The organism is Streptomyces spirodelae (genome assembly GCF_017676385.1).
GTDB lineage: Bacteria > Actinomycetota > Actinomycetes > Streptomycetales > Streptomycetaceae > Streptomyces > Streptomyces spirodelae.
Window position 1 is genome coordinate 132,965 of the sequence record NZ_JAFFZN010000003.1, and the last position, 26,289, is coordinate 159,253.

At 71.8% G+C, this 26,289-nt stretch carries 22 protein-coding genes and 1 pseudogene; 13 read left to right on the forward strand and 10 right to left on the reverse strand.

Annotation, left to right across the window (positions count from 1 at the left end):
* The first annotated feature begins 89 nt into the window (after positions 1-89).
* From JW592_RS04765 to JW592_RS04785, 5 genes are all read left to right on the forward strand, one after another.
* Positions 90-2,423: a molybdopterin cofactor-binding domain-containing protein gene (locus JW592_RS04765; RefSeq protein WP_209263600.1), complete on the forward strand. Its 2,334-nt coding sequence runs from the start codon at positions 90-92 to the stop codon at positions 2,421-2,423.
* 259 nt (positions 2,424-2,682) lie between these two features.
* Positions 2,683-3,183, forward strand: a complete 501-nt coding sequence (locus JW592_RS04770) for a toxin-antitoxin system HicB family antitoxin (RefSeq protein WP_209263601.1) — start codon at positions 2,683-2,685, stop codon at positions 3,181-3,183.
* Between the two features lie 78 nt (positions 3,184-3,261).
* Complete coding sequence (locus JW592_RS04775; RefSeq protein WP_209263602.1) at positions 3,262-4,104, forward strand: DUF4097 family beta strand repeat-containing protein; 843 nt, start codon at positions 3,262-3,264, stop codon at positions 4,102-4,104.
* Between the two features lie 49 nt (positions 4,105-4,153).
* Positions 4,154-5,119 carry an ATP-binding cassette domain-containing protein gene (locus tag JW592_RS04780; RefSeq protein ID WP_209263603.1) on the forward strand — a complete coding sequence of 322 codons (966 nt, stop codon included), beginning with the start codon at positions 4,154-4,156 and terminating at the stop codon, positions 5,117-5,119.
* Positions 5,116-5,907 carry an ABC transporter permease gene (locus JW592_RS04785; protein ID WP_209263604.1) on the forward strand — a complete coding sequence of 264 codons (792 nt, stop codon included), beginning with the start codon at positions 5,116-5,118 and terminating at the stop codon, positions 5,905-5,907. The genes JW592_RS04780 and JW592_RS04785 overlap by 4 nt, the downstream gene beginning before the upstream one ends.
* A gap of 163 nt (positions 5,908-6,070) precedes the next feature.
* On the opposite strand, the gene JW592_RS04790 is transcribed toward JW592_RS04785, so the two are convergent.
* The 6 genes and pseudogenes from JW592_RS04790 to JW592_RS04815 form a co-directional block, all read right to left on the reverse strand.
* On the reverse strand, positions 6,071-7,120 hold the full coding sequence (locus JW592_RS04790) for a YeiH family protein (RefSeq protein WP_307805289.1): 1,050 nt from the start codon (positions 7,118-7,120) through the stop codon (positions 6,071-6,073).
* A 131-nt stretch (positions 7,121-7,251) separates the two neighbouring features.
* Positions 7,252-7,854 carry a cysteine dioxygenase family protein gene (locus JW592_RS04795; RefSeq protein WP_229375199.1) on the reverse strand — a complete coding sequence of 201 codons (603 nt, stop codon included), beginning with the start codon at positions 7,852-7,854 and terminating at the stop codon, positions 7,252-7,254.
* A 99-nt stretch (positions 7,855-7,953) separates the two neighbouring features.
* On the reverse strand, positions 7,954-8,859 hold the full coding sequence (locus JW592_RS04800; protein WP_209263605.1) for a LysR family transcriptional regulator: 906 nt from the start codon (positions 8,857-8,859) through the stop codon (positions 7,954-7,956).
* Positions 8,860-8,936: 77 nt separating this feature from the next.
* Positions 8,937-10,592 (reverse strand): MFS transporter, encoded by a 1,656-nt coding sequence (locus JW592_RS04805; protein ID WP_209263606.1) that lies wholly within the window; start codon positions 10,590-10,592, stop codon positions 8,937-8,939.
* A 155-nt stretch (positions 10,593-10,747) separates the two neighbouring features.
* Positions 10,748-11,857 (reverse strand): annotated as a pseudogene (locus JW592_RS04810) (N-acetylmuramoyl-L-alanine amidase); the annotation flags it as partial.
* A gap of 222 nt (positions 11,858-12,079) precedes the next feature.
* Positions 12,080-13,588 carry an FG-GAP and VCBS repeat-containing protein gene (locus JW592_RS04815; protein WP_307805290.1) on the reverse strand — a complete coding sequence of 503 codons (1,509 nt, stop codon included), beginning with the start codon at positions 13,586-13,588 and terminating at the stop codon, positions 12,080-12,082.
* Positions 13,589-14,011: 423 nt separating this feature from the next.
* Between JW592_RS04815 and JW592_RS04820 the strand changes: the two genes are divergently transcribed.
* From JW592_RS04820 to JW592_RS04835, 4 genes are all read left to right on the forward strand, one after another.
* On the forward strand, positions 14,012-14,653 hold the full coding sequence (locus tag JW592_RS04820; RefSeq protein WP_209263608.1) for a hypothetical protein: 642 nt from the start codon (positions 14,012-14,014) through the stop codon (positions 14,651-14,653).
* Between the two features lie 147 nt (positions 14,654-14,800).
* Complete coding sequence (locus JW592_RS04825; protein WP_209263609.1) at positions 14,801-16,609, forward strand: DEAD/DEAH box helicase; 1,809 nt, start codon at positions 14,801-14,803, stop codon at positions 16,607-16,609.
* 327 nt (positions 16,610-16,936) lie between these two features.
* Complete coding sequence (locus tag JW592_RS04830; RefSeq protein ID WP_209263610.1) at positions 16,937-17,581, forward strand: IclR family transcriptional regulator; 645 nt, start codon at positions 16,937-16,939, stop codon at positions 17,579-17,581.
* Positions 17,582-17,660: 79 nt separating this feature from the next.
* A complete protein-coding gene (locus tag JW592_RS04835; protein WP_209263611.1) occupies positions 17,661-18,449 on the forward strand; it encodes a S16 family serine protease in 789 nt (262 codons plus the stop codon).
* Positions 18,450-18,555: 106 nt separating this feature from the next.
* Here the strand turns inward: JW592_RS04835 and JW592_RS04840 are convergent, their stop codons facing one another.
* The gene (locus JW592_RS04840; protein WP_209263803.1) at positions 18,556-19,041 is read right to left on the reverse strand and encodes an Lrp/AsnC family transcriptional regulator; all 486 of its coding nucleotides are present in this window, start codon (positions 19,039-19,041) and stop codon (positions 18,556-18,558) included.
* Positions 19,042-19,191: 150 nt separating this feature from the next.
* Here JW592_RS04840 and hppD point away from each other — a divergent pair, with 150 nt between their 5' ends.
* Positions 19,192-20,340: a 4-hydroxyphenylpyruvate dioxygenase gene (gene hppD / locus JW592_RS04845; protein WP_209263612.1), complete on the forward strand. Its 1,149-nt coding sequence runs from the start codon at positions 19,192-19,194 to the stop codon at positions 20,338-20,340.
* Positions 20,341-20,495: 155 nt separating this feature from the next.
* The gene (locus JW592_RS04850) at positions 20,496-21,863 is read left to right on the forward strand and encodes an FAD-binding oxidoreductase (RefSeq protein WP_209263613.1); all 1,368 of its coding nucleotides are present in this window, start codon (positions 20,496-20,498) and stop codon (positions 21,861-21,863) included.
* Between the two features lie 76 nt (positions 21,864-21,939).
* On the opposite strand, the gene JW592_RS04855 is transcribed toward JW592_RS04850, so the two are convergent.
* A complete protein-coding gene (locus tag JW592_RS04855; protein ID WP_209263614.1) occupies positions 21,940-22,194 on the reverse strand; it encodes a hypothetical protein in 255 nt (84 codons plus the stop codon).
* 65 nt (positions 22,195-22,259) lie between these two features.
* Positions 22,260-22,679, reverse strand: a complete 420-nt coding sequence (locus JW592_RS04860) for an SsgA family sporulation/cell division regulator (RefSeq protein ID WP_209263615.1) — start codon at positions 22,677-22,679, stop codon at positions 22,260-22,262.
* Positions 22,680-23,123: 444 nt separating this feature from the next.
* Between JW592_RS04860 and JW592_RS04865 the strand changes: the two genes are divergently transcribed.
* Positions 23,124-25,001: an RDD family protein gene (locus JW592_RS04865; RefSeq protein WP_209263616.1), complete on the forward strand. Its 1,878-nt coding sequence runs from the start codon at positions 23,124-23,126 to the stop codon at positions 24,999-25,001.
* A 63-nt stretch (positions 25,002-25,064) separates the two neighbouring features.
* Complete coding sequence (locus tag JW592_RS04870; RefSeq protein ID WP_209263617.1) at positions 25,065-25,766, forward strand: RDD family protein; 702 nt, start codon at positions 25,065-25,067, stop codon at positions 25,764-25,766.
* A 109-nt stretch (positions 25,767-25,875) separates the two neighbouring features.
* Here the strand turns inward: JW592_RS04870 and JW592_RS04875 are convergent, their stop codons facing one another.
* Positions 25,876-26,211 carry a hypothetical protein gene (locus JW592_RS04875; RefSeq protein ID WP_209263618.1) on the reverse strand — a complete coding sequence of 112 codons (336 nt, stop codon included), beginning with the start codon at positions 26,209-26,211 and terminating at the stop codon, positions 25,876-25,878.
* Positions 26,212-26,289: the final 78 nt, after the last annotated feature.

The window sequence follows — 26,289 nt, forward strand, 5'->3', positions numbered from 1 at the left end:
CCCGCGTGGAGCCGCAGTCCGCAACCGTCGGACAGGGGCACTCTCTCACCGGCTCACCGGAACGCACCCACGCACAGAAAGGCGACGGCATGACGGAAACGGCTGACGGTCACACCGGCGTCGGCCCCGGCGCGGGCGCCCCCGGCGCCGGTGCGCTGGGCACGCACGGTGAGCCCGAGCCGCACGGCCTGGGCGCCTCCGTCCTGCCCACCGACTCCTACGCCAAGGCGCAGGGCACCTTCCCCTACGCCGCCGACCTGTGGGCCGAGGGGCTGCTGTGGGCCGCGGTGCACCGGTCGCCGCACCCGCACGCACGCATCCTGTCGATCGACACCGAAGAGGCCGCCAAGATGCCCGGCGTCCGGGCGGTCATCACCCACGAGGACGTACCCGGCGACTCCGCGCACGGGCGCAAGATCGCCGACCAGCCGGCGTTCGCACGGGACATGGTGCGCTACCACGGCGAACCGATCGCCGCCGTCGCGGCCGACCACCCCGACACGGCGCGGCTGGCAGCGGCCGCCATCGCCGTCGAGTACGAGGTGCTGGAGCCGGTCACCGACCCGGAGAAGTCGTTCGAGGCCGAGCCGCTGCACCCGGACGGCAACCTGCTGCGCCACATCCCGCTGCGCTACGGCGACCCCGAAGCGACCGGAGAGGTCGTCGTGGAAGGGCTCTACCGGATCGGGCGGCAGGACCCGGCACCCATCGGCGCCGAGGCGGCGCTGGCCGTCCCCCGGCCGGACGGCGGGGTCGAGCTCTACACCGCCTCCACCGACCCGCACACCGACCGCGACCTGGCAGCCGCCTGCTTCGGGCTCCCCCCCGAGCAGGTCAAAATCGTCGTCACCGGAGTCCCCGGAGCCATGGGCGACCGCGAGGACGCCGCCCTCCAAGTACCGCTGGGGCTGTTGGCCATGCGCACCGGCTGCCCCGTGAAGATCGCCCTCAACCGCGAGGAGTCCTTCCTCGGCCACGCACACCGCCACCCCACCCTGCTGCGCTACCGCCACCACGCGGACAGCGACGGCACGCTGGTCAAGGTGGAGGCGCAGATCCTGCTGGACGGCGGCGCCTACGCGGACACCTCCTCCGACGCCTTGGCCGCCGCCGTCTCGTTCGCCTGCGGCCCGTACGTGGTGCCGCACGCGGTGATCGACGGTTGGGTCGTACGCACCAACAACCCGCCGTCCGGCCACCTGCGCGGCGAGGGCGCCATGCAGGTGTGCGCCGCGTACGAAGGGCAGATGGACAAGCTCGCCGAGCGGCTGGGGCTCGACCCGGTCCAGGTGCGGGCCCGCAACGTGATGGCGACGGGTGATCTGCTGCCCATCGGCCAGACCGTCACCTGCCCGGCACCCGTGGCCGAACTGCTCGACGCCGTCCACGAGGCGCCGCTGCCCCCGCTGCCCAAGGACGCGCCCGAGGAGGAGTGGCTGCTGCCCGGCGGGCCGGAGGGCGCCGGCGACCCCACGGCGGTGCGCCGTGGGGTCGGTTACGCGCTCGGCATGGTGCACATGCTCGGTGCCGAGGGCACCGACGAGGTGTCCACGGCGACGGTGAAGGTCAACGGGCCCGTGGCCACCGTGATGTGCGCAGCCGTCGAGTCCGGGCAGGGCTTCGACACGCTGGCCCGGCAGATCGTCCAGGAGGTCCTCGGCGTCGAGGAGGTGCACGTCGCCTCCGTGGACACGGACCAGCCCCCCTCCGGGGCGAGTGGCCGCGGGCGGCACACCTGGGTGTCGGGCGGCGCGGTGGAGCGCGCCGCCAAGATGGTGCGTACGCAGCTGCTGCAGCCCCTCGCGGCCAAGTTCGGCATGTCCACGGAGCTGCTGACCATCGCCGACGGCAAGATCACCTCCTATGACGGGGTGCTCTCGACGACGGTGGCCGAGGCGCTGGAGGGCAAGGAGCTGTGGGCGACAGCGCAGTGCCGCCCCCATCCGACGGAACCGCTGGACGAATGGGGCCAGGGCGACGCCTTCGTCGGCCTCGCGTTCGCGGCGGTGCGCGCTGTTGTCGACGTCGACATCGAGTTGGGGTCGGTGCGGGTGGTCGAGGTCGCCCTCGCCCAGGACGTCGGCGCTGTGCTGAACCCCCGCCAGTTGCGGGCCCGCCTGGAGGCGGGGGTCACCCAGGGCATCGGCACCGCTCTGACGGAGCACCTGCGGGTGGCCAAGGGCGTGGTGCGGCACGCCGACTTCACGGCCTACGCGTTGCCCACGGCGTTGGACACGCCCGATATCCGGGTGGTCAAGCTCGTGGAGGAGCGGGATGTGGTGGCGCCGTTCGGGGCGAAGGCCGCTTCGTCGGTGCCGGTTGTCGTGACGCCGGCGGCGGTGGCCGGTGCTGTGCGGGCGGCGACGGGGCGCCCTGTGAATCGGCTCCCCATCCGGCCCCAGGCGGCCGTCACGCCGGTGTAGGGGCTGCGCTCTTGGGACCCGGCTGCGCCCTTGGGGCCCGTAGGCCCCCTTCCGCCTGGTGCCTCGCCCTTGACGCAAGTGGGGCCAGGTCCCTCAGTGGTGCGGGTCCTTGGCCCGGTCGGTGACGACCCTGCGGGTAGTGGCACTCCAGTGGCACCAGGGTGGTGCCATCGATGTTTCTGCAGGTCGGGATGGCATTGAGCCGGTGAGGCTTCATTGGGGGTTGCCTGTGGTGCCATATTGGTGCCATGATGGCGTCATGGATCTCACCCCGTATGTCGATTCCCTCCGTCGTGAGCTCGCGGTGGCCGCCGAGGCCGGTGGGGAGGAAGCGCGCGAGCTGGCCGAACGGCTCACCGCTCCGTTGGAGTCGGCGACTCGGCTGACCATTCTCAACGTGCTCTCGGCCGCGATGGACGAGATCACCCGGGAGCTCGCACCCGGCTCGGTCGACGTACGGCTGCGCGGGCTCGACCCCGACTTCGTGGTGACGCCGCCGCCCGCGGACGGCGGCCCTGCGGAAGTGGCCGCCGCGTCTGCCGAACCCCTCAAGGCCGAGGGGGACGAGGGCGGTACCGCGCGCGTCAATCTGCGGCTGCCGGCCAATCTCAAGGCGCGCGCCGAGGAGGCGGCGAGCCGGGAGGGCCTGTCGGTCAACGCGTGGCTGGTGCGGGCCGTGTCGGCCGCGGTCGACGGCGGTGCGCGGCCGACGGAGCGGACCCGCACCGTCGGCCAGAGCTTCACGGGCTGGGTGCGCTAGCCGCCCGCCCCTTCTGCTTCACCTCCATCACGTCCCACCAGCGGGGACGCCCCAAGGACTCACGAGGACGGTACAGCCATGCCTTCTTTCGACACTCCGGCGCCGATCGCGGTCACCGCCCACGTGGGCGCCGGTTCCATCCAGTTCGCCGCGGGGGACCGCCCCGACACGGTCGTCGAGGTGCGGCCCCGCGACCCGAAGCGGGACAAGGATGTGCGGGCTGCCGAGCAGACCGAGGTCTCGTACGCGAGCGGTCTTCTGACGGTCAGGACCAAGGAGCGCGTCTTCATCGGGCCCGGCGGCCTCGTCGACGTGACGGTCGAGGTGCCCGCGGGTTCGAGCGTCGAGGTGACCGGTTCCTGGACCCAGGTGCTCGGCGAGGGCCGACTCGGCGAGGTCCGTGTGAAGACCTCGGGCGGTGACACCCGCCTCGACACGACGGGACCGCTCCGGCTCGCCGCCTCCTACGGGTCGGTCACCGTCGAGCAGATCGAGGGCGCCGCCGAGATCACCACCAACTTCGGGAGCCTGCGCGTCGGCCTGATCGACGGCCCCGCCGTCCTGAAGAACTCCCACGGCACCACGATCGTCGGCGCCGCGACCGGTGAGCTGCAGGTGAAAGGCGCCAACGGCGACATCGACATCGCGCGCGCCGAGGACTCCGTCACCGCCGCCACCGCCCACGGCACCCTGCGCGTCGCCGATGTCGCCCGCGGCACCGTCCAGTTGGACACCTCCGGCGGCGCCATCGAGGTCGGCATCCGCGAGGGCACCGCCGCCTGGCTGGACGTCAGCTCCGACCGAGGGCAGGTACGCAACACGCTCACCGCCTCCGAGGCCCCGGAGGAGAGCGAGGACACCGTCAAGGTCCGTGCCCGGACCCGCTACGGCAACATCGACATCCGCCGCGCCCGCGCCTGAGCACCGGCCCCTCACCTCAGTCACTTCAACCTCCGAACGGGAGGGCTCCATGCCTTCATCTGTCATGCCCACGTCCATCCCATCCGCCATCACGGCGAACGGCCTGCGCAAGTCCTACGGCGACAAGGTGGTACTGGACAGCATCGATCTGCACATCCCGGCCGGCTCGGTCTTCGCTCTCCTCGGCCCGAACGGCGCGGGTAAGACCACGGCGGTGAAGATCCTCTCCACGCTGATCGCCGCTGATGGCGGGCAGGCGCAGGTCGCGGGTCACGACATAGCCGGTGAGGCGCAGGGGGTGCGTGGCGCGATAGGCGTCACCGGTCAGTTCTCCGCTGTGGACGGTCTGATCACGGGTGAGGAGAACATGCTTCTGATGGCGGACCTGCACCACCTTCCGCGCCGTGAGGGCCGGCGTGTCACCGCCGAGCTCCTGGAGCGCTTCGATCTCGTCGACGCGGCGAGGAAGCCCGCCTCCACCTACTCCGGCGGCATGAGACGCCGCCTGGACATCGCGATGACGCTGGTGGGCAGCCCGCGGATCATCTTCCTGGACGAGCCGACCACCGGCCTGGACCCGCGCTCGCGCCACAACATGTGGCAGATCATCCGCGAGCTGGTCTCCGGCGGCGTCACCGTCTTCCTCACCACCCAGTACCTGGAGGAGGCCGACGAACTCGCCGACCGCATCGCGGTCCTGAGCGACGGAAAGATCGCTGCGGAGGGGAGCGCGGAGGAGCTCAAGCGCCTCATCCCCGGCGGCCACATCCGGCTGCGCTTCACCGACCCGGCCACCTACCAGGCGGCCGCATCCTCCCTGCGGGAGACCACCCGCGACGACGACGCCCTCACCCTCCAGATCCCCAGCGACGGCAGCCAACGCGAGTTGCGCTCCCTCCTGGACTGGCTGGACTCGGCCGGTATCGAAGCGGACGAGCTGACCGTGCACACCCCCGACCTGGACGACGTCTTCTTCGCCCTCACCACCCGCCAGCCCAAGGAGACCACCCGATGAGCACCCTGTCCCTCGCCGTCCGCGACTCGACCACCATGCTGCGCCGCAACCTCCTGCACGCGCGCCGCTATCCCTCCCTCACACTGAACCTGCTTTTGACCCCGATCATGCTGTTGCTGCTGTTCGTGTACGTCTTCGGCGACACGATGAGCGCGGGCATCGACGGCGGCGGCCCCGACCGCTCCGCCTACATCGCCTACATCGTCCCTGGCATCCTTCTGATGACCATCGGCGCCACCCCAGCCGGGACCGCCGTCTCCGTGTCCATGGACATGGCCGAGGGCATCATGGCCCGCTTCCGCACCATGGCCATCCACCGCCCCTCCGTCCTGATCGGACATGTGGTCGGCAGCGTGCTGCAGTCGGTCCTCAGCGTCATCGTCGTCGGCGCGGTCGCGGTGGCCATCGGCTTCCGCTCCACCGACGCCACAGCATTGGAGTGGCTGGCGGCGTTCGGCCTGATCGCACTGGTCGCTCTCGCGCTGACCTGGATCGCGGTGGGTATGGGCCTGTCCAGCCCCAATGCCGAGGCGGCCAGCAACAATGCCACCCCCTTGATCGTCCTCCCCCTGATCTCCAGTGCCTTCGTCCCGCTGGAGGCGATGCCGGGCTGGTTCCAGCCGATCGCGGAGTACCAGCCCTTCACCCCCGCCATCGAAACCCTGCGCGGCCTCCTGCTGGGCACCGACATCGGCAACAACGCCTGGCTGGCGATCGCCTGGGCCCTCGCCCTGGCCAGCCTCGGCTACCTCTGGTCCACCGCACAGTTCAACCGCGACCCGAAATAGCCCACCTCCCGCAGGGTCGTCACCGACCGGACCAGGGCCCCGCACCAATGAGGAGGGACTTGTAAGGCAATGGGGACCCACCCGACACACCACTCGGCGGCAGCAGGGGGGCACCACGCGGCGTGCGTCCACAACCCGGTGGGCCACTCCGCAAGAGGTGCGCTCACATCGTCAGCAGTACGCCCCCGTACGAGGCACCGGCGACGACCACCCAAGCCGCCAGCCCCAGGGCGGCGACCCGCAACCCGGTGCGCGTCAACGACGGCAGATGCACCGCGCTGCCCAGCCCGAAAAGAGCCGCAGCCAGCAGGATTTCCTGGGCCCGTGCCGCACCGTCCAGCACCGCGGCCGGCAGCAGCCCCGTCGTACGGAGAACGACCATGACGAGGAACCCCACCACGAACAGGGGGACCAATGGCGGGCGCTTCCCCACGACAGCGGCGCCCGCGGAACCCGCGCGGCGGCGAACCGCCAGCACCATGCAGGCCACCAACGGCGCCAGCATCATCACGCGCAGGAGCTTCACCAGCACCGCCTGGCCCAGCGCCGCAGGCCCCGCGGTCTGGGCCGTGGCGACCACCTGCCCCACGTCGTGCACCCCGGCACCGACCCAGCGGCCGAACTCCCCGGCGTCCAGCCCCAACGGCGCCCGCAGCAGCGGCAGTACGGCGATGGCCAACGTTCCGCACAGCGTCACCAGGGCGACGGACGTGGCGACGTCCTCCTCCTCGCTGCCCCGCACCTCACTGACGGCGCCGATGGCGGACGCGCCGCAGATGGAGTAGCCGGTCGCGACGAGCAGCGGCTGGTCACCGCGCAGCCCCAGCTTGCGGCCGAGCCATACGGTGCCGAAGAAGGTGGCGACGACGACGCACGCCACCATGGCCACCGTCGCCCATCCGAGCCCCAGCACATCGCTCAGCGCGAGCTTCAGACCGAGCAGCACGATGCCGAGCCGCATCAGCCGCTTGCCCGCCAGAGTCAGCCCCGGGCGTGCGGCCCCGCGCACCAGTCCGCGCAGCCCTGGCAGGTGCGCTGCGGTGATACCCAGCACCACCGCCACCGTCAGCATGGGAACGGCGGGCACCAGCAGATGCACAGCCGAGGCGGCGGCCACGCCCAGCGCGGCCAGCGCCAGTCCGGGCAGCCGGCTCGGCTTCCGCGCGGAAGAAGCTGTCCCTCCGGATCTCCGCGTATCCGAGGAGGCCGACACCGCAGCCGCGCCCGCGCCCGCGTCAGGAGCCGCACCCGCGCCCGTGCCAGAAGCCGCACCTGAGGCGGCCCCTCCCGGAGCGTCCCCTCCCCGAGCGGGCGAGACGTGCCCCCGAGCCCCCAGCAACGCCATCAGGCGTCGGCCGGGTCGGCCGCATCGACCGGAAGGTCGTAGACGCGGCGCACGCTGCTCCCGAGCCGCGAGATGTCGGCGCCGTAGATGTGCAGGGAGACGGCGACCGAGTCGCACCCGTTCCAGACGCGGTGGATGTCACCGGGAGGCGCGAACCCGCACACCGCGCCGGCCGGGTTGACGACGTCCTCCGTGGCGACGAGCCGCGCACTGCCGCCGGTGGCGGCATCGGCGGGCAGCAGCCGGTAGCGGCGCTCGTGCTCTTCGCCCTGGTGGACGCCGGTGACGCACCAGGAGACGTGGTCGTGAACGGACGTGCCCTGGCCGGGCAGCCACACCAGCGCGACGACGGAGAAACTGCCGTCGCTCTCGGCGTGCAGCACGTGCTGGCGGTAGCGCTCCGGGTCGGGCTCGCACTGCGCGCCGGTCAGCAGATCGTCGGCGCCCAGGTGCGGAGCCAGCTTCTCCCCGACCAGATACGCGGTCACATCCGGCGGCAGCCCCCTGCCGACGGCCTCGCGCATATCCTCGATGAGGGCGCGCATGCGCCCCGTCGTCCTCGCCGCGGAGGCAGCGGTCGTCGTGGTCGTCGTCGCTGTCATACGGGCAGCGTCGCGGCGGCCATCCATCACGTCCAACGACGGTTCGTTGGGGACTCCCTCAACTCTGCTTATGGGTGCCCGGCGGTCTGCCGGGCACCCTCAGCAGCCCACCCGCCGTTCCGCCACCGCGCGCAGCGCCTCCAGTACCCGCGCGGTCGCCGGTATCTCCAGGTGCTCGCGCAGTACGTACGCCGAGACCTGGCGGCGCGAGGCAGGGTCCAGGGCGCGGCCCGTCACCTTCTTGTGGACGAGGAAGGACAGTACGAGGCCCGGCACCATGGCGACGCCCAGGCCCTCGGCGACCAGGCTCTGGACGACCAGGTTGTCGTCCGTTGTGAAGGCGATCTCGGGCGCGAAGCCCAACTCGGCGCACTCGTGGAGGAAGTTGGCCCGGCAGCGCAGGCAGCCGGCGATCCAGCGTTCGTCCGCCAGCTCGCGGAGCCGTACCGCGCGGCGCCGGGCCATCGGGTGCCCGGTCGGCAGCAGCACGGTGAGCTGGTCCTCCAGGAGCGGTATCTCCACCAGTTCCCCGGGCACCTGTTCGCGCAGGCCGGGGTAGGTGAAGGCGAGGGTGATATCGCACTCGCCGCGTACCACCCGGCGCAGCGACTCGGGCGGTTCGTCCTCCTGGAGCTCGACCCGGATGCCGGGATGCTCGGCGGCCAGTTCGGCGAGGGCTTCGGGGACCAGGGTGGCGCCCGCACTGGGGAAGGCGCAGACGGTCACCTTCCCGGCCTGGAGTCTGGTGAGGGACTCCATCTGCTGCCGCGCCGTGCGGATGCTCTCCAGGATCGTCTCGGAGTGGCGTGCCAGCGCCTGTCCGGCCTCGGTGAGCCGCATCCGGCGGCCGACGCGGATGAACAGCGGGGTGCCGACGGACCGTTCGAGCGCTTTCATCTGCTGCGTGATCGCGGGCTGGGTGTAGCCCAGTGCGCGGGCCGCGGCGGAGTAGGAGCCCGCTCGCACCACTTCGTGGAAGGTCTGGATGTGCCGCGAGTCGAACATGCCCCGAACCCTATGCAGGGACAGAACCATAAGCAGATTTTGGGGTCGGGTGGCGGTCGGGCGGCTCCGCTTCTGGATCACTCAGCTGAATCACTCAGCTTTCGCTGTGTCCCGGCGGTCTCCTCCGCCCCGGTCGCCCGGGCTGCCCCGGTCGCCCCGGTCGCCCCGGCTGCCCCGGTCACCTCGGCCGTCCCGGCCACCACAGCGGTGGCCGTACGAGGCCGGGCGTCGTCCGCCTCGGGACGCAGCCGTCCCGCCACCCATACACCGATGAGCGCGACGACGGCGGAGACTGCGTACACGGCCGTGAACGCCGCCGGCCGTGCCCCCTCGGCACCACCGGCTCCCGCGTCCGGGGCGGCTTCGGTCACCGTGACCGCGCCGCCGCCGAGCGCCGCGAAGAGGGCGCCGGTCAGGGCGAGCAGCAGGACGTTGGACAGTCCGTCGCTCAGCTGCAGGGCAGCGGAGTTGCGCCCGGCCTCCCGAGGCGCCGAGAGGCCCAGCAGGAGCACGCTCAGCGAGGAGATGGTCAGGCCCATGCCGAAGCAGCCGATGCCCATGGCCAGTGCGAGCGTCCACACCGGTACCGACTCCACCAGCACCAGCGGCGTGTAGCCGATGGCGAGGGTGACCAGCGTCATGCCGGTCTGGACGAGGCGCTGCCGGTGCGGTTCCAGCCGGGGCCGCGACTGGGTGAAGGAGCCCAGCGCCCACAGCGCGCCTCCGGCGGCCAGGGTGAGTCCGGCGAGGGTGACCGACAGTCCGCGCTGGGTCACCAGCATCAGCGGCACGAAGCTCTCGGCGACGACGTAGGAACCGGCCGCGATGCCGCGCAGCAGGACCACGGCGGGCAGGCCGCGTGCCGCCCGTGCTGTTCCGCGGGGGAGCAGCACCCGCAGCGCGAAGACCAGCAGGGCGACGCCCGCGGCGGCGGGCAGCAGCGCGAGGGGGCGGAGGTCCTGGCCGGCGTACTGGAGCAGTCCGGCGCCCAGCGCGACGACGACCGCGAGCCTGATGCGCCGTCCGCCCGTCGCGGACTCGGCCGAGCCGCCCGGGGCGGCTTCGTCCTCCGTCTCGCGGGAGGCGTCCTCGGGCGGGCCCGAGGCCCGGCGCCTGAGGGGCGGCAGCATCACCAGCAGCGGCAGCACCACGAGCACCGGTATACCGAGGAAGACCCAGCGCCAGCCCAGCTGTTCGGCGACGGTGCCGGCGATCAGCGGGCCGACGACGGAGGGCACCACCCAGGAGGCGGCGAACGCGGCCATCACGGTGGGCCGCAGCCGCTCGGGGTAGGCGCGGCTGACGGTGACGTAGAGGGCGACGATCACCAGCCCGCCGCCGACGCCCTGCACGGCGCGGCCGAGCACGAACACCCACATGGCCACGGCGGTGCCGGACAGCACGAGGCCACCGGCGAAGAGTGCGATGCCGGTGGCCAGTGGGGGCAGCGGTCCTCCCCGGTCGCACCACTGCCCCGAGGCGACCATGCCGACGACGGAGGTGGTGAAGAACGCGGAGAACGCGTACGCGTAGAGGGAGATGCCGTTCAGTTCGTCGGCGGCCAGCGGCATGGCCGTGCCGACCGCCGTCGCCTCGAAGGCGATGAGGAGGACGACGGAGACGATGCCGAATGTCAGCGGCCGGTGGGCGGCGCTGAGCACGGACTCCGCGCGGAGCGCCACCGGGTCGGGGGGCGGGGGCAGGGCGTCGCTGTCGGTCTCGGTCGCTGGCATGCTCACCACGGTAAGTGCCACCTGTGACAGGCGACACCTACCGTGGTTGCCCAGTCCCTCGTCCGTTGGTCCTACGCCAGGCGGAGTTCAGCGCCGGATCAGGGCGGCGGTCAGCCCTCTGCCGGCCTCGTCCTCTGGCCGGCCTCCCGGCCTCAGCCCTTGACCAGCTTCAGGTACGTGTCCCAGTTCCAGTGCTTGCCGGGGTCGGTGTGGTCGTTCCCGGGCAGCTCGTTGTGGCCGACTATGTGTTTGCGGTCGAGCGGGACGCCGTGCTTGTCCGCCAGATGGCGGGTCAGCTTGGCGGAGGAGCGGTACATCGAGTCGGTGAACCAGGAGGGGTCGTCGACGTACCCCTCGTGCTCGATGCCCAGTGCGGAGGCGTTGGCGCTCCTGGCGTGGTACGCGGTGTCCGCGTCCCGCACCATCTGGGTGACCGCGCCGTCCTTGGAGCGCACCACGTAGTGGGAGCTGACCTTCGCCTCGGGGTTCTGGAACCAGCTGATGGTGCCCGCGTACGAGCCCTGCGTCACATGGACGACGATCTTGTCGATCTTGGCGTTGCGGCCCTTGGCGAAGTTGTTGCCGTTGGCCGGGACCCATGCGGCGTCGGGGTAGTCCGGGCTCTGCTTCTGCGGCCCCGCGGCGGCCAACTTGCCCTTCTCGGGGTGGACGGCCTGCCCCTGGACGGTGACCCGCTCGCCGTCGGGTGTGCTGCCGCGGACGCCCTTTTCGAGGATCTTGTAGACCTCGTCGGCGTACATCCGCGCCACGGCGCCCTTGCCGCCGCCGTAGCGGGCGACGGCCTGGTACCAGGCGTCCACGTCGTCGCGCTCGGCTGCGCTCAGGCCGAGCTTGTCGGCGTGGGCGCGCAGCAGAGCGGCACCGCCGTGGATGTTGGCGTCGGTGTTCTCGCGCAGCTCGGCGACGGACTCCCCTGTGATCTCGGCCGCCTGTTCGAGCGCGTGCCGTGAGGGGTTGCTGACCAGGTGCATCACACCGAAACCGTGTGCCTGGCTGGGCTTGCCGTCGTGGCCGTCGAAGTGCGTCTCGCTGTAGCCGACGGCCGCCAGTACGTCCCGTGGCACGTCGTACTTCTCGGCGGCGGCCTCGAAGGACTCGTTCATCGAGGGGTCCTCGCTCGGTCCCGCCGTCGCCGACTGGACGCCGACGAACAGCGCGCCGGAGGCGAGGACGGTGCCGAGGGATGCGGCGACGGCGGCCCGGGCGCGCTTTCGCGCTCTGCGGGCATGCGTGGGTGAAGCCATGTCTGCTCCTGTGGTGGGGGGATGGAGCTCAGGCGCCTGGGGCGTCACAGTACAGATGTGGCTAGTGCATGACAACGGCCGTATGACAACCGGGAGTTGGGGCACGAGCAGTCGGCAATCCACCCGCACCGGGAGACCTCCGAAGCCCCAACGGCGAAAAGCCGGCGCCGCCATGGTGGAGCTCCACCACGGCGGCGCCGGCCTCCCGAGGCGCCGCAGGGATCAGTGTGAGAAACCGCTCCCCAGCTGAGAGCCCTTCTCCGGAGCCCCCAACGTCTTCGGCCCGTAAGAAACGACCCCCTCAGCGGTCAAACCGCCGGAGGCACCCCGCAGTACCCACACCGCACCCGCGTCGGTCGCGGTGCTGCCGCCGTCCTCCCCCGGGGCGCCGATGGCCAGGTCGTCCCGGCCGTCCTTGTCGGTGTCGCCGAACGCCAGCGCCCCGCCGAAGCCGTCCCCGGCCTCGACAGCGCCGGGCACACCCGAGCTGCCCTGGTCCCAGTTCTTCGCACCGGTGCCGGTCAGCCCGTTCTTGCCGCCGAGGAGCTGGACGACAGCGCCGGTGTCCTTGCCACCGGCGCCGCTGCCGATGTCCTCGCCGGGCACGCCGACGGCGATGTCGGCGTAGCCGTCACCGTTGACGTCACCGGCGGCGAGCGCCTTGCCGAACTCGTCACCGTCCTCGTTGACACCGGGTACGCCCGTGCTGTTCTGGTCGAGGGTCGACGTCCGCTTGGCGCCCGGGCCCTCGGCCGAGCCGTGGAGGACCTTGAGCGTGCCGTGGTCGTACGGCAGGTTCTCCACGACGCCGCCGGGGACGGTACGGATCACCAGGTCGCCGAAGCCGTCCTTGTCCACGTCGGCGATCACGCCGCTCTCCGCGGCCGTGGTGTTGGACGATCCGGTGGCGAGCCCGTCCTTGCCGCCACGGAAGAACTCGCTGCTCTCGGCCATCTCCTCGAACGCGTGCGTGGTGACGAGATCGTCGATCCCGTCACCGGTGACATCGCCCGCCGTCAGGGACGTCGGCCCGAACTCGTGCCCGGTCTCGCGCTGGTCCTCCTTGGCGGCCTTGCCGTCCCGGGTGAAGCCCCCGTACAGCACCTTCAGGCCCGTGTCGAAGTCCCCGGTGCCCACGGCGAGGTCGGGCTTCTTGTCACCGTTGAAGTCCCCCGCGGCCAGCCGGGTGACGTTCGTGACGCCGGACAACTGCGAGGCGCTGGTGAGGCCCTTGCCCTTCTCGCCCCACAGCATGACGATACCCTTGTTGGCACTGACGGCCAGGTCGGTGACGCCGTCACCGTCGAAGTCGCGCGCGGCCGAGTTGCGGCCGAAGTTCCCGTAGGTCTCCGCGTCCCCGGGCACGCCCGCCGAGTTGGCGCTGAACAACTGGCGGTGCGTGACGCTCGTACCCTTCGCCGAGCCGTACGTCACGGTGAGGAAGCCCGCGTACTGCTGACCGGAGACGGTCGCCTTCCACGCGCTCGCGACGGTGTCCGCGTACCCGTCGCCGTTGAAGTCGCCCTTGGGTGCCGCGGCGCTGCCGGATATCGCGGCGGCGCCGGAGGCCGTGGCCGGATGGGACGGTGTCGCGTTCGCCGGTCCCATGGCGCAGGCGGTACCGGCCAGCAGCGCGGCCGTCACCCCGATGACGCGGGCTGCTGTGACGGTGGCCCGCGCCGTCGCGGTGGGGTCCGGGGTCGGTCGGGGGGTGGCTTTGGTCTGGTGCACTCGTCCTCCTGTGTCGGTGCTCCGGTCCTCAGCAGCAGTGCGGTGAGCGGGAGTTGAGCCTGCGGGGACGGACCGGGACCGGGGCGCTTGTCTCGTCGGTGAGACACGCGAGGCGGGCCGAGGGTTGTGTCGAGAAGGCGGACAGGTTGCGCCGCGGTTGCGGCAGAGAGGCGGGAGGGCGCCGAGACCGAGCTGCCCGGGCGGTCACGGGGTTTCCCTTCGCATTTCCGTCCCCCCATTCGGTCGAAATGAGGCGGGAAAACATTCAGCGCGTGACGGTTTTGTCCCGGCTGCCGTTGCCTGCTGTGGCAAACTCCCGGAAAAATTCCCTCTCGGCCGCGCTGCCGCCTTTCTCGGATGTGGCCCTCAGACAGGACAGGAATTCTCGTGCGGGGAAAAACCTCACTCGTCGCAGGTGCCGTCATGGCCTTGGCCCTCACCCTGTCCGGCTGCGCGGACGGCGAGACGGGCAACGGCGGCGAGCACGGCAAGGACGTCAAGGACGGCAAGAACCGCGAAGCCGCCGAGCGGCCCCAGCGGGACCACGGCGCGAGCGCGAGCCCCGGCAAGGAGAGCGCCTCCTCCCGACCGGACTCCTCGGCTGCTCCCTCGACACGGTCCGCGCACCCCTCGGGCGCCTCGGGCTCCTCGCGCTCCTCGGCCGCGCCGGAGTCCGGCCCGGCCCGCGCGGACGCGAAGGGCTCGGACGGCCCCGCGTCCGGTGCGAGCGCGAGCACCGCCGACGGCGAGCGGGCGAGCGGGAACGCCACCGCCTCGCGGGCGTCCGGCGGCAAGCGCGGGATCGACGCGGTGCAGGGGACCTGGTACTTCCCCTACCTCGTCAAGGGCAAGCCCATCACCTTCACCGTCACAGGCGGCTCCTACACGTTCGCGGGCCAGGGCGCCAGCTGCTCCGGGCCCATCAGCCGCAGCCTGCGCATCTCCGTGACCTGCCGGGGGCTGAACCTGACCGGCCAGGCCAGGGTCAGCGAGGACGGCCGGACCCTCACGCTCGACTGGGAGAACGGCAAGCCCGACCGGTTCACCCGCGCACAACCCAGGTGAGCCGCAGGGAGGTTGGTCACAGCGCCGGGTGAGCTCCCCGGCGCTGCTCCGTACGCGCGAGGCCACCGGTAGGGTTGCCGAGGTTGTTTCCGGCCGGCCGCCGAGCGGTCGGCCGACGCCGTACCCGACCCCGTCGTACCGGAGACCGTGACTACCACTCCCACCACCCCCAGCAACAACCACCAGCTGTCTCCCGCCTTTCCCGGCCGTGCCCCCTGGGGTACGGCCAGCAAACTGCGGGCCTGGCAGCAGGCGGCGATGGACGCGTACCTGGAGCGGCAGCCGCGTGACTTCCTCGCCGTGGCCACGCCCGGTGCCGGTAAGACGACGTTCGCCCTCACCCTGGCCTCGTGGCTGCTGCACCACCACGTCGTCCAGCAGGTGACCGTGGTGGCGCCGACCGAGCATCTGAAGAAGCAGTGGGCCGAGGCGGCGGCCCGGATGGGGATCAAGCTGGACCCGGACTACAGCGCGGGCCCGCTGAGCCGGGAGTACCACGGCATCGCCATCACCTACGCCGGGGTGGGCGTACGGCCGATGCTGCACCGCAACCGCGTCGAGCAGCGCAAGACCCTCGTCATCCTCGACGAGATCCACCACGCCGGCGACAGCCGCTCCTGGGGCGAGGCGTGCCAGGAGGCATTCGAGCCCGCCACCCGGCGCCTGGCCCTGACCGGTACGCCGTTCCGCTCGGACACCAACCCGATCCCCTTCGTGGAGTACGCCGAGGACGGCGAAGGCATCCGGCGGTCCGTCGCCGACTACACCTACGGCTACGGCGACGCGCTGGGCGACGGCGTGGTGCGCCCCGTCATCTTCCTCTCCTACAGCGGCAACATGCGCTGGCGCACCAAGGCAGGGGACGAGATCGAGGCCAGGCTCGGCGAGCCGCTGACCAAGGACGCCATCTCCCAGGCGTGGCGCACCGCGCTCGATCCGCGCGGCGAGTGGATGCCCGCCGTACTGCGCGCCGCGGACCACCGGCTGACCGAGGTCCGCAAATCGGTGCACGACGCGGGCGGTCTGGTGATCGCCTCCGACCAGGACTCGGCCCGTGCCTACGCCAAGCTGCTCCGCGAGATCACCGGCACCGGGCCGACCGTCGTCCTCTCCGACGACACCGGGGCCTCGCAGCGCATCGAGGACTTCCGTACCTCGCAGAACCCCGACGACCGCTGGATGGTCGCCGTCCGGATGGTTTCCGAGGGCGTGGACGTGCCCAGGCTGGCGGTCGGGGTGTACGCCACCACCGTCTCCACCCCGCTGTTCTTCGCCCAGGCCGTCGGCCGCTTCGTCCGCTCCCGGCGGCGCGGCGAGACGGCGTCCGTCTTCGTGCCGACCATCCCCACGCTGCTGACCTTCGCCAACGAGATGGAGGTCGAGCGCGACCACGTCCTCGACAGGCCGAAGAAGGGCGACGAGGACGACCCGTACGCGGAAGAGGCGGACCTGCTCAAGGAAGCCGAGCAGGAGAAGGATGAGGACACCGGGGAACAGGACCAGCTCCCCTTCGAGGCCCTGGAGTCGGACGCGGTCTTCGACCGGGTGATGTACGACGGCGCCGAATTCGGGATGCAGGCGCACCCCGGCAGCGAGGAGGAACAGGACTACCTCGGCATTCCCGGGCTGCTGGAGCCCGACCAGGTGCAGCTGCTGCTCCAGAAGCGGCAGGCCCGGCAGATCGCGCACAGCAGGAAGAAGCCGGACAGCGAGGCCGACCTGCTGGAAATGCCCGCCGAAAAGCGTCCCGTGGTCACACACAAGGAACTGCTGGAGAAACGCAAGCAGCTCAACAACCTGGTCGGCGCGTATGTGCACCAAAGCGGCAAGCCGCACGGAGTCGTGCACAACGAACTGCGCCGGGTGTGCGGAGGCCCGCCCAGCGCCGAGGCGACAGTCGGCCAGATCGAGGCGCGCATCGCCAAGGTCCGGGAATGGGCGACCCGTATGAAGTAGCCCTCGGAAACAATTCCGAGTCCGTACCTTTGGGATGTTTGCGGTGAATACGGTCGTCCCGAGACCGGATTCTGGACAGACTCTTCCGGTCAGCGGTGCTGCTCGCTAAGTTTCCCGGACACACGGCCCGTGGCGACGTCGCCACGGGCGGCCGGTTACCTCGATGACACTCAGCTTGCATCGCAACAGCTCTTGCCAGTGCCACCGCGACCGGCGGCCTCCAGCGCTGCGCTTGGGGTACCGACCCAGGCCAGGGGCCCGGGGCAGGTGACGCCAAACGCTCCCGCACCCACGGCTGCCGTCACTCACCCGAGGGAGGGGGGCGTCGTGACTGCGGAGACTTCTCAGACGCTCGACCGAGGGCTGCGAGTCCTCAAATTACTGGCCGACACCGATCACGGCCTCACCGTCACCGAGCTGTCCAACAAGCTCGGTGTCAACCGCACCGTGGTCTACCGGCTGCTGGCCACCCTGGAGCAGCACGCCCTCGTCCGCCGTGACCTGGGCGGCCGCGCCCGGGTCGGGCTCGGCGTGCTGCGCCTGGGCCGGCAGGTCCACCCCCTGGTGCGGGAGGCCGCACTGCCCGGGCTGCGCTCCCTGGCCGAGGACGTGGGCGCCACCGCGCACCTCACCCTCGTCGACGGCACCGAGGCGCTGGCCGTCGCGGTGGTCGAGCCGAGCTGGACCGACTACCACGTCGCCTACCGTACGGGCTTCCGGCACCCCCTCGACCGGGGGGCCGCGGGCCGGGCGATACTCGCCGGGCGCGAGCCCGACAGCGAGCGCGGCGCCGGTTTCGTCCTCACCCACGGCGAACTGGAGGCGGGCGCCAGCGGTGCCGCGGCACCGGTGCTCGGGGTGAGCGGGATCGAGGGCAGCGTGGGCGTGGTGATGCTCTCCGAGACGGTGCCCGAACAGGTCGGCCACCGGGTGGTGCGCGCGGCCAACGAAGTGGCCGACGCGCTGCGCTGACCGGCCGGCACACCCCGCCCCCGGCGACCGGGGGCGGGGTGTGCGCACGGCCCGGCCCGCCGGTCGATAGATTGCGGGGGTGACCGACGACCCGCGCCGCACCCGCCGCCGTACGCTCGCGCTCTGCGCGCTTCCCGTCGTCGCGCTGTTCGCGGTGGCACTGCTCGTCCCGCTGCCGTTCTCGCTCGCCCAGCCGGGCGAGACGGCGAACGTCCTCGGCCGCAGCGACGGCAAGCCCGTGATCGAGGTGAAGGGCGCCCGGACGCAGGACGAGGACAAGGGACGGCTGCTGTCCGTCACCATCGCGGCGACCCGGCCCGAGGCCGACGTAAGGCTGGCCGACGTGGCGCGCGCCTGGTTCCGCGAGGACCGGGCCGTGATGCCCCGCGAGGCCGTCTACCCCGGCGACGGCGACGCCGAGGAGCGCATCTCCGAGGAGATGGAGGAGTCCCAGCACAAGGCCGTCACAGCCGCCCTGCGCCAGTTGCACCTGTCGCCGAAGGACGTCCACGTCAAGCTGCGGCTGGGCGACGTCGGCGGTCCCAGCGCCGGCCTGTTCTTCGCGCTCGGCATCATCGACAAGCTGGACGGGGACGGTGCAGGCCACGGCCTCACCGGCGGCCACACCGTCGCGGGAACCGGCACGATCACCCCGGGCGGCAAGGTGGGCGCGGTCGGCGGCGTACCGCTCAAGACGCAGGCGGCCCGCCGCGACGGCGCCACCTACTTCCTCGTCCCGAAGACCCAGTGCGCCGAGGCCGAGGCCCAGCGCCCCTCGGGACTCCGGCTGGTCCCGGTCGGCTCCCTGAAGGGCGCGCTGGACGCGCTGGAGGAGATCCGCACGGACGGCAAGGTGCCCAACTGCTGAGTGCGCCCCGAAGGGGCGCGGGGAACTGCGCGCGCAACCACAGCATTCCTGCACCCTGCGTCCCTCGGACAGGGGCACCCTCCTGATCAGACCCAGGAGAGGGCTCTCATGACCGGTCGCCCCCACCATCGGCCGCGGCTTGCCGCACCAGCGGAACGATGCGCAGCGGCACCGGGTTCTCCATGACGATCGCCGTGGAGGCGCGGACGATCCCCTCGATGCCGACGACCCGGTCGATCACCCGCTGGAGATCCGCGTTCGAGCGGGCGACCAGCCGGCCGAGCATGTCGCCGCTGCCTGTCGTCGTGTGCAGCTCCAGCACCTCGGGCACCGTCGCCAGATGCGCCCGCACCTCGGCGCCCTGGCCCTGTCTGATCTCCAGCATCGCGAACGCGGTCACCGGATAGCCCAGCGCCGCCGGATCGACCTGCGGCCCGAAGCCGCGGATCACGCCACCGGAGGTGAGCCGGTCCAGCCGCGCCTGTGCCGTCCCCCGGGCGACACCGAGCCGCCGCGACAGCTCCAGCACCCCGATCCGGGGCTCTTCGGCGAGCAGCTCCAGCAGCCGCCCGTCCAGCCGGTCAATGCCCATGACATGCCTCTCGACGAGTGCCGGGGCGAGTCCGGCGGACACTGAACAGATTGTGCAAATCGTCCGCCGTAGGCCCGCTATCACTGAACAATCTGCCCAGCAAAAACGCAAACTATTGCGCACCTTGTGGTCCGAGGAGACCCTGCGAACATGACAGAGACCACACAAGCGGCAACCCCGCAGACCGCACGGCAGGCAGACCCCTTCCCGGTCAAGGGGATGGACGCGGTCGTCTTCGCCGTCGGCAACGCGAAGCAGGCAGCCCACTACTACTCCACGGCCTTCGGCATGCGCGCCGTGGCCTACGCCGGCCCGGAGAACGGCAGCCGGGAGACGGCCAGCTATGTGCTGGAATCCGGCTCGGCCCGGTTCGTGTTCACCTCCGTCATACGCGCCACCACCGACTGGGGCCGCTTCCTGGCCGAGCATGTCGCCGCACACGGCGACGGCGTCGTCGACCTGGCCATCGAGGTCCCCGACGCCCGCGCCGCCTACGCGTACGCCGTCGAACACGGCGCCCGCGGCATCGAGGAGCCCTACGAGACCAAGGACGAGCACGGCACCGTCGTCCGGGCCGCCATCGCCACTTATGGAAAGACCCGCCACACCCTGGTCGAGCGCTCCGGCTACGACGGCCCCTACCTGCCCGGCTACGTCTCCATGGACCCCATCGTCCAACCCCCCGAGCGACGCTTCTTCCAGGCCATCGACCACTGCGTCGGCAACGTCGAACTCGGCCGCATGAACGAATGGGTGGAGTTCTACAACAAGGTCATGGGCTTCACCAATATGAAGGAGTTCGTCGGCGACGACATCGCCACCGAGTACTCCGCGCTGATGTCCAAGGTCGTGGCCGACGGCACGCTCAAGGTCAAGTTCCCCATCAACGAGCCCGCCGTCGCCAAGAAGAAATCCCAGATCGACGAGTACCTGGAGTTCTACGGCGGCGCTGGTGTCCAGCACATCGCGCTGGCCACCAACGACATCGTCTCCACGGTGCGTGGTATGCGGGCCGCGGGGGTCAAGTTCCTGGACACGCCCGACACTTATTACGACACGTTGGGGGAGTGGGCCGGCGAGACCCGTGTGCCGCTGGAGACCCTGCGCGAGCTGAAGATTCTCGTCGACCGGGACGAGGACGGGTATCTGTTGCAGATCTTCACGAAGCCGGTGCAGGATCGGCCGACCGTGTTTTTCGAGATCATCGAGCGGCATGGGTCCATGGGGTTCGGGAAGGGCAACTTCAAGGCGCTCTTCGAAGCCATCGAGCGGGAACAGGATTTGCGCGGCAACCTCTGAGAGGGCGCCGCCCTTGGCTGATGCCGCTTCCCTTGGCCGATGCCGCCGCCATTGGCCGAGAGCTCAGCCCTCTGGCCCCCTCCCGAGGGAGGGGGCACCAAGGGAGGGGGCCGAGGAGGGTTCCCCGGGAGGGGTGGGGGTGTCAGGGTGAGGGGATGCACGAGCTCATCAGGCGGCTGCAAAAGGGGTTGCCCTCCGACGCAGTGGTGACCGACCCCGACATCCTCCGCTCGTACACCAACGACATGGCCGGCTTCTGTCCCGCAGGGACCCCCGCCGCCGTCGTCCTGCCCCACGCGGTCGAGCAGGTGCAACACACCATGCGCACGGCACACGCCCTCCGCGTCCCGGTCGTCCCGCAGGGCGCCCGCACGGGCCTGTCCGGCGCGGCCAACGCGACGGACGGCTGCATCCTGCTCTCCCTCACCCGCATGGACCGCATTCTGGAGATCAACCCGGTCGACCGGATCGCGGTCGTGGAGCCGGGCGTCATCAACGCCCGGCTCTCCCACGCGGTGGCCGAGCACGGGCTGAGCTATCCGCCGGACCCCTCCAGCTGGGAGATGTGCACGATCGGCGGCAACATCGGCACCGGCTCGGGCGGTCTGTGCTGTGTGAAGTACGGCGTCACCGCCGAGTACGTGCTCGGCCTCGACGTCGTACTGGCCGACGGACGGCTGCTGTCCACCGGCCGCCGTACGGCGAAGGGCGTCGCTGGCTACGACCTCACCCGGCTGATCGTCGGCTCGGAGGGCAGCCTGGGCATCGTCGTCCGGGCCACCCTCGCGCTGCGGGCGCAGCCGCCGCAACAGCTCGCGCTGGCCGCCGAGTTCCCCTCGGCGGCCGCGGCCTGCGACGCGGTGTGCCGGATCATGGAGGCGGGCCATACGCCCGCGCTGCTGGAGCTGATGGACCGCACCACGCTCCGCGCCGTCAACGAGCTGACGAAGATGGGCCTGCCCGAGACCACGGAGGCGCTGCTGCTCGCGGCCTTCGACACCCCGGACCCCGCGCCGCAGCTGCGAGCGGTGGGGGACCTGTGCGCGGCCGCGGGGGCGAGCGAGGTGGTGCCCGCCGAGGACGCCGCCGAGTCCGAACTGCTGCTGCAGGGGCGGCGGGCTGCGCTGACCGCGCTCGACGCGGTCAAGGGCACCTCGATGATCGACGACGTGTGCGTACCGCGCAGTCGGCTGGCCGACATGCTGGAGGGCACGGCCGGGATCGCCGCGCGGTACGGGCTGACGATCGGCGTCTGCGCCCACGCCGGTGACGGCAACACGCACCCGACCGTCTGCTTCGACGCCGCCGACGAGGACGAGACCCGCCGCGCCCGTGAGTCGTTCGACGCCATCATGGAGCTGGGCCTTCAGCTGGGCGGGACGATCACCGGCGAGCACGGTGTCGGTCTGCTGAAGAAGGACTGGCTCGCGCGGGAACTGGGCGACGTCGGCCTCGAACTCCACCGCGCCGTCAAGGCGGCCTTCGACCCGAGGGGCATCCTCAACCCCGGAAAGCTCTTCTGAGGGCCGGCCGGCGGCGGGCCGGCCCTCGGTGCGGGTGGCCGGAGCGCGAGCAGGACGCCCGCGACCACCCCGCGGCTCACCTCATCAGGTCGAGGTACCACTGACCGTTCTCGTCGCTCCAGCACGCGTAGCCCGCGTACTGGTGCAGGCCGTCGGTGAACACCTTGCCCCAGTCGTGGCAGTGCTGGAGGCTGTTGACCTTGTAGGTCATGTCCGGCACACCGTCCCCCGGCGTTCCCGGTCCGTCGGCCAGGGCTGAGCCCGCGGTCATCCCGGAGAAGGCGGCGACACCGGCGACGACCAGGGCGAGCTTCGTGAACTTCTTGCGCATCTCTCTCCTCTTGCGTGTTGCTGAGGGCCATACGTCACGTTCGATGGCGGGCCCGGCGGAAAAGTTCACGGCGCGGGGAAATCCAGCAGTTCGCTCAACTGCTCGTCCATGCCCAGCGCCTCCGGCTCGCTGCCCTCCGGTACTCGCTCCAGCGTCCGCTCCAGCCAGGCCGCCACCACGTGCGAGGGCGTCTCCAGCAGCGCGTCGCCGTTGGGCGAGCTGAGCGCCAGGCACACCACGTTGCGCCCCGCCACGCACGTCGGCCACACCCGCACATCGCCGTCCCCGCACGGCTGCGAGACCCCCTCCACCAGCAGTTCGCGCGCGAACGTCCAGTGCACGGGGGTCTCGGAGTAGATGTGGAAGGTCATGTGGACTGCGTACGGATCGTCGGTGCGGTAGCTCAGCCGTGCCGGTACGGCCACGCTGCGCTCCGGTGCGAGGACGAGCCTCATCTCCACTTCGCGTTCGATGACGGTGTCCATAGGTGCGCCCTTCCTGTTCCCCTGTTCCCCGGTGCGGACCGCCGGAAGAGGCCCGCACAGGGGAAGAGGCCGCCGGGCGCGGTTTCTTACACGGGTTCGCGGAGTTTTTCGCCGGGCGTTCCCGGAACGTCCCCTCCGGGACGCCGCTTCCGGGACGCCGCCCGCCGCCGGCGCGGGTTGCGAGGACGGCGAGAGCGGCTCATGGGCACGGGTTTTCCGCCTGGTCGGGTGACGGGCCGCGGGGCGGCCCGGGGTCGCTCGAAGGCGGCTTACCCGCCGTCTGCTTCCTCCCCACGCGGTCTTCTTCGTTACTGTCCTCCTTACCGTCCTCCTCGGCCAGACGGAGGACAGGTGGTCGATCCCGCCGCACCACGAGCGGCGGGCCGCGTGGCCGCGCAGCCGTGGCCTGGTCAAGAGCGTCGTGTGTGAGGGGAGTTGGGGGTTGTGGGACCCTCCGGTACTCATGGTGAGGTGCCCCGTGCTGGGTACTATCCGGATCCGTCCATCCCCGGATACATCCGCTACTGGAACGGTTCGTCCTGGGTACCGGGCACCAGCCGCCCGGAGCCACGGGAGGGTGAACCGATGCCGGCGCCGCCGCCCGTGGCGTCCTCGCCCGCCACTGCTCCGGCGCCTCCCGCCACCGCCGACCAGGAGGGCCCCGCGGGGCCGCCCAGCCCCCGGCGCTCGTCCTCGGACGAGACCGGTCCGGTCTTCCTCGACGAGGACGGCGAAGGGGACGGGGAGACACCGCGTGCACCGGGCCCGAGGCAGCCGTCGCCGGGACCGGAGCCCGCCGCGCCCCAGGGCGCATTCGGACCACCGGCGGCCGACCCGCGCGGCAGTTGGGGCAACGAGGGCCGCGCCACGGGCCGTACGGGGCGGGAAGCAGGACCGCCCGCCGCGGCGAGCGCCCCCGAGGCCGCACCCGAGTCCCCGGGCCGGGGCGGGCGCGAACAGACGGTGGGACTGCGCCGTTCCGAGGTGCTCCGCAGCGGCGACCGGGCCCCGACGGCAGGCGTCCCCGCGCAGTCCTCTGCCGGCCCGGACAGCGCCTCCGAGCGGTCGGGCGGCACGCCGGAGCGCCCCGGCGCCGCCGCGGAACCGGGCAGACCAGCCGCACCCTCCGCCTCGGCTCCCGCTGCCCGGGTGCCGGGCCAGGCGCCCGCGGCCCGCCAGGCCCCGGCCCCGGCCCCGGCCCCTGCCGCCGGAGGGGCGGGCGAGCGGCCCCAGCAGGGCGGCGCGGGCACCGTTCCGGCCCAGGGGCAGCCCTCCGAGGCCGGCGGCTCCTCCCCGGGCGCTCCCTCGGCGTCCCCGGGGCCGGGCCGGACCCAGTCGGCTCAGTCAGCGCAGCCCGCACAGGCGGCCCAGCCCGCCCAGGCAGCCGCTCCCGGCGCCCTGGAGGGAACCCCGGGGGCTGGTCAGCCGGTGCCCGGCGGCCAGGAGCCGTCCGCCCCCGCGAGGCCCAGCGGCCCGGCCCGGACAGCGGTCGACGCAGGCCCGTCGCCCGCCGGGCAGGACCAGCCCACCGCCGTGCCGGGGCAGCAGGCCCTGCCGGGTCGGCAGAGCCGGCCCGGTCAGCAGGGGCCGCCCGCGGCAGCGGGACCGGCTGCCGGGACCGTGCCCGGACAGAGCCCGGCAGCGTCAGGGCAGCAGGGCACCCCGCAACCTGGGGCTCCCCAGGGGTCGGCCGTCCCCTCCTGGTCTCAGCCTGCCGGGCTCCCGGCGCAGCCGCCGTCCGGCGGCCCTGACGCGGTCACCCCGTGGCGGCCGCCGGCTGACGACCCGTTCGCTCGGGCAGCGCGCCAGGAGGCCCGGCCGGGTGCGCTGGGCAAGCGGCTGGGCGCCCGGCTCGTCGACCTCGTCCTCACCCTGGGAGTGGGCGCGGCGGTCGCGTTCCCGTTCGTCGGCCGGACGGTGGACCACATCAACGCCAAGATCGACGCGGTCGAGCAGGCGGGCGTGACCCAGCGGGTGTGGCTGATCGACGGCACCACCGGCCTCTATCTGGCCGTGGTCGTGGGCGCTCTGCTGGTGTTCGGGCTGCTCTACGAGGTGCTGCCGACGGCCCGTTGGGGCCGCACGCTCGGCAAGAAGCTGTTCGGGCTCTCGGTGGTGAACATCGAGGGGTACGGGAAGCCCGCCTTCGGAAAGTCCCTGCTGCGCTGGCTGGTGCACGGCGTGCTGGGGCTGGTGGTGGTCGGGCTGGTCAACGTCGCGTGGTGTCTGTTCGACCGCCCCTGGCGGCAGTGCTGGCACGACAAGGTGGCCGGTACGTTCGTCGCCAAGGGCAGCGCGGGGGACGGCGAACTCAGGCTGTGAGGCCCTCCCCCGAACGGCCCCGCCCCGGATGCGGCCGGGGCGCGGGGCCTGTGCACTCGGGCCATGAGCACGGAGCAGCCGGAGAACGACCCGTTCCGCAAGCCGGGGGAGCAGCGGGAGCCCGGTCCTGAGCAGCCCGGTCAACAGCCCGGGGCGGAGTCCCCGCCTCCGGGCGGGCCGGGAATGCCGTACGGCAATCCGCCGCCTCCCTCCGGCGGCGGCTCTGCAGGCGGCCCTGCAGGCGGTCCGGGCGAGGGATACGGCGGCGGCTACGGGAGTCCGTACGACAACCCCTACGGCGGTCCCACGGGCGCTGCCGACCCCCTGGCGGGGATGGCGCCGCTGGCCTCGCGTGGCAAGCGGCTGCTGGCGCGGATCATCGACGCGCTGCTGATCGCGATTCCGATCGGCATCATCGCGGGGGTGGTCGAGGGGGGCTATTCGACCGACACCGGGATCAGCTACTGGCCTCAGCTCAGCTACACGCTCGTCTACTTCCTCTACGAGGGCCTGATGCTGACGAACTCGGGGCAGACGGTCGGCAAGAAGCTGATGCGGATCAGGGTGGCCATGCTGCAGAACGGCGCGGTGCCTGCGGGCGCGCCCGGCTGGCTGCGGGTCGCCGTCTACCAGTTCCCGCCGCTGGTGCCGTGTGTGGGCTCGCTGTTCTGGCTGGTGAACGTGCTCTTCTGTACCTGGGACAAGCCGTATCAGCAGTGTTTGCACGACAAGGCGGCCCGCACGGTGGTGGTCGCGGCGGAGTGAGCCCCTGCCCTCGGTGTGCGGACAGGGGAATTCTTCCGCCCGCTGCCGGAACGCAGCCGTGGACGGGTGTGCCGTTCGGGCCGTTGTGCGGCCGGTCGCGCCGCTCCGGTCAGCGCCGGGCTCCCAGGCCCGCTGTCGCCGCGGGAGCCGAGGCCGTCGAGGCCGGGTGCTGGGTCCGGTGCCGGGCCGGTACGGGTTCGGGCCGGGCGGGCGCGGCCGGAGCGCCGACGGCGGCGTCCACGGGGTCAACGGCTCTGCGCCGCACGGCGGTCGGCCTGGCGGAGGGTGCGGTCAGTGCCACCAGCAGGCCAAGCGCGAGGGCCACGAACGCGATCACGGCGATCCAGACGCCTGAACGTGTCTCGGAGAGCAGCAGCATGGCGAGCGTGGAGCACATGACGGTGGCCGAGCCGTAGGCGAGTTGGGCGGGGTTCGGACGCGGCATGGCGGATCCGTCCTCGGGGGTATGGGCACGGTCTGAACGTGTGAACGAGTCGTTCTGCGCTACGCGTTGCCTCGGTAC

What these genes read in the sequence shown, in the direction of transcription:
- JW592_RS04765 (WP_209263600.1), top strand. Translation starts at nt 90, where the DNA reads ATGACGGAAACGGCTGACGGTCACACCGGCGTCGGCCCCGGCGCGGGC.
- JW592_RS04770 (WP_209263601.1), top strand. Translation starts at nt 2,683, where the DNA reads ATGGATCTCACCCCGTATGTCGATTCCCTCCGTCGTGAGCTCGCGGTG.
- JW592_RS04775 (WP_209263602.1), top strand. Translation starts at nt 3,262, where the DNA reads ATGCCTTCTTTCGACACTCCGGCGCCGATCGCGGTCACCGCCCACGTG.
- JW592_RS04780 (WP_209263603.1), top strand. Translation starts at nt 4,154, where the DNA reads ATGCCTTCATCTGTCATGCCCACGTCCATCCCATCCGCCATCACGGCG.
- JW592_RS04785 (WP_209263604.1), top strand. Translation starts at nt 5,116, where the DNA reads ATGAGCACCCTGTCCCTCGCCGTCCGCGACTCGACCACCATGCTGCGC.
- JW592_RS04795 (WP_229375199.1), bottom strand. Translation starts at nt 7,854, where the DNA reads ATGACAGCGACGACGACCACGACGACCGCTGCCTCCGCGGCGAGGACG.
- JW592_RS04800 (WP_209263605.1), bottom strand. Translation starts at nt 8,859, where the DNA reads ATGTTCGACTCGCGGCACATCCAGACCTTCCACGAAGTGGTGCGAGCG.
- JW592_RS04805 (WP_209263606.1), bottom strand. Translation starts at nt 10,592, where the DNA reads ATGCCAGCGACCGAGACCGACAGCGACGCCCTGCCCCCGCCCCCCGAC.
- JW592_RS04820 (WP_209263608.1), top strand. Translation starts at nt 14,012, where the DNA reads ATGGCCTTGGCCCTCACCCTGTCCGGCTGCGCGGACGGCGAGACGGGC.
- JW592_RS04840 (WP_209263803.1), bottom strand. Translation starts at nt 19,041, where the DNA reads ATGGGCATTGACCGGCTGGACGGGCGGCTGCTGGAGCTGCTCGCCGAA.
- hppD (WP_209263612.1), top strand. Translation starts at nt 19,192, where the DNA reads ATGACAGAGACCACACAAGCGGCAACCCCGCAGACCGCACGGCAGGCA.
- JW592_RS04850 (WP_209263613.1), top strand. Translation starts at nt 20,496, where the DNA reads ATGCACGAGCTCATCAGGCGGCTGCAAAAGGGGTTGCCCTCCGACGCA.
- JW592_RS04855 (WP_209263614.1), bottom strand. Translation starts at nt 22,194, where the DNA reads ATGCGCAAGAAGTTCACGAAGCTCGCCCTGGTCGTCGCCGGTGTCGCC.
- JW592_RS04860 (WP_209263615.1), bottom strand. Translation starts at nt 22,679, where the DNA reads ATGGACACCGTCATCGAACGCGAAGTGGAGATGAGGCTCGTCCTCGCA.
- JW592_RS04870 (WP_209263617.1), top strand. Translation starts at nt 25,065, where the DNA reads ATGAGCACGGAGCAGCCGGAGAACGACCCGTTCCGCAAGCCGGGGGAG.
- JW592_RS04875 (WP_209263618.1), bottom strand. Translation starts at nt 26,211, where the DNA reads ATGCCGCGTCCGAACCCCGCCCAACTCGCCTACGGCTCGGCCACCGTC.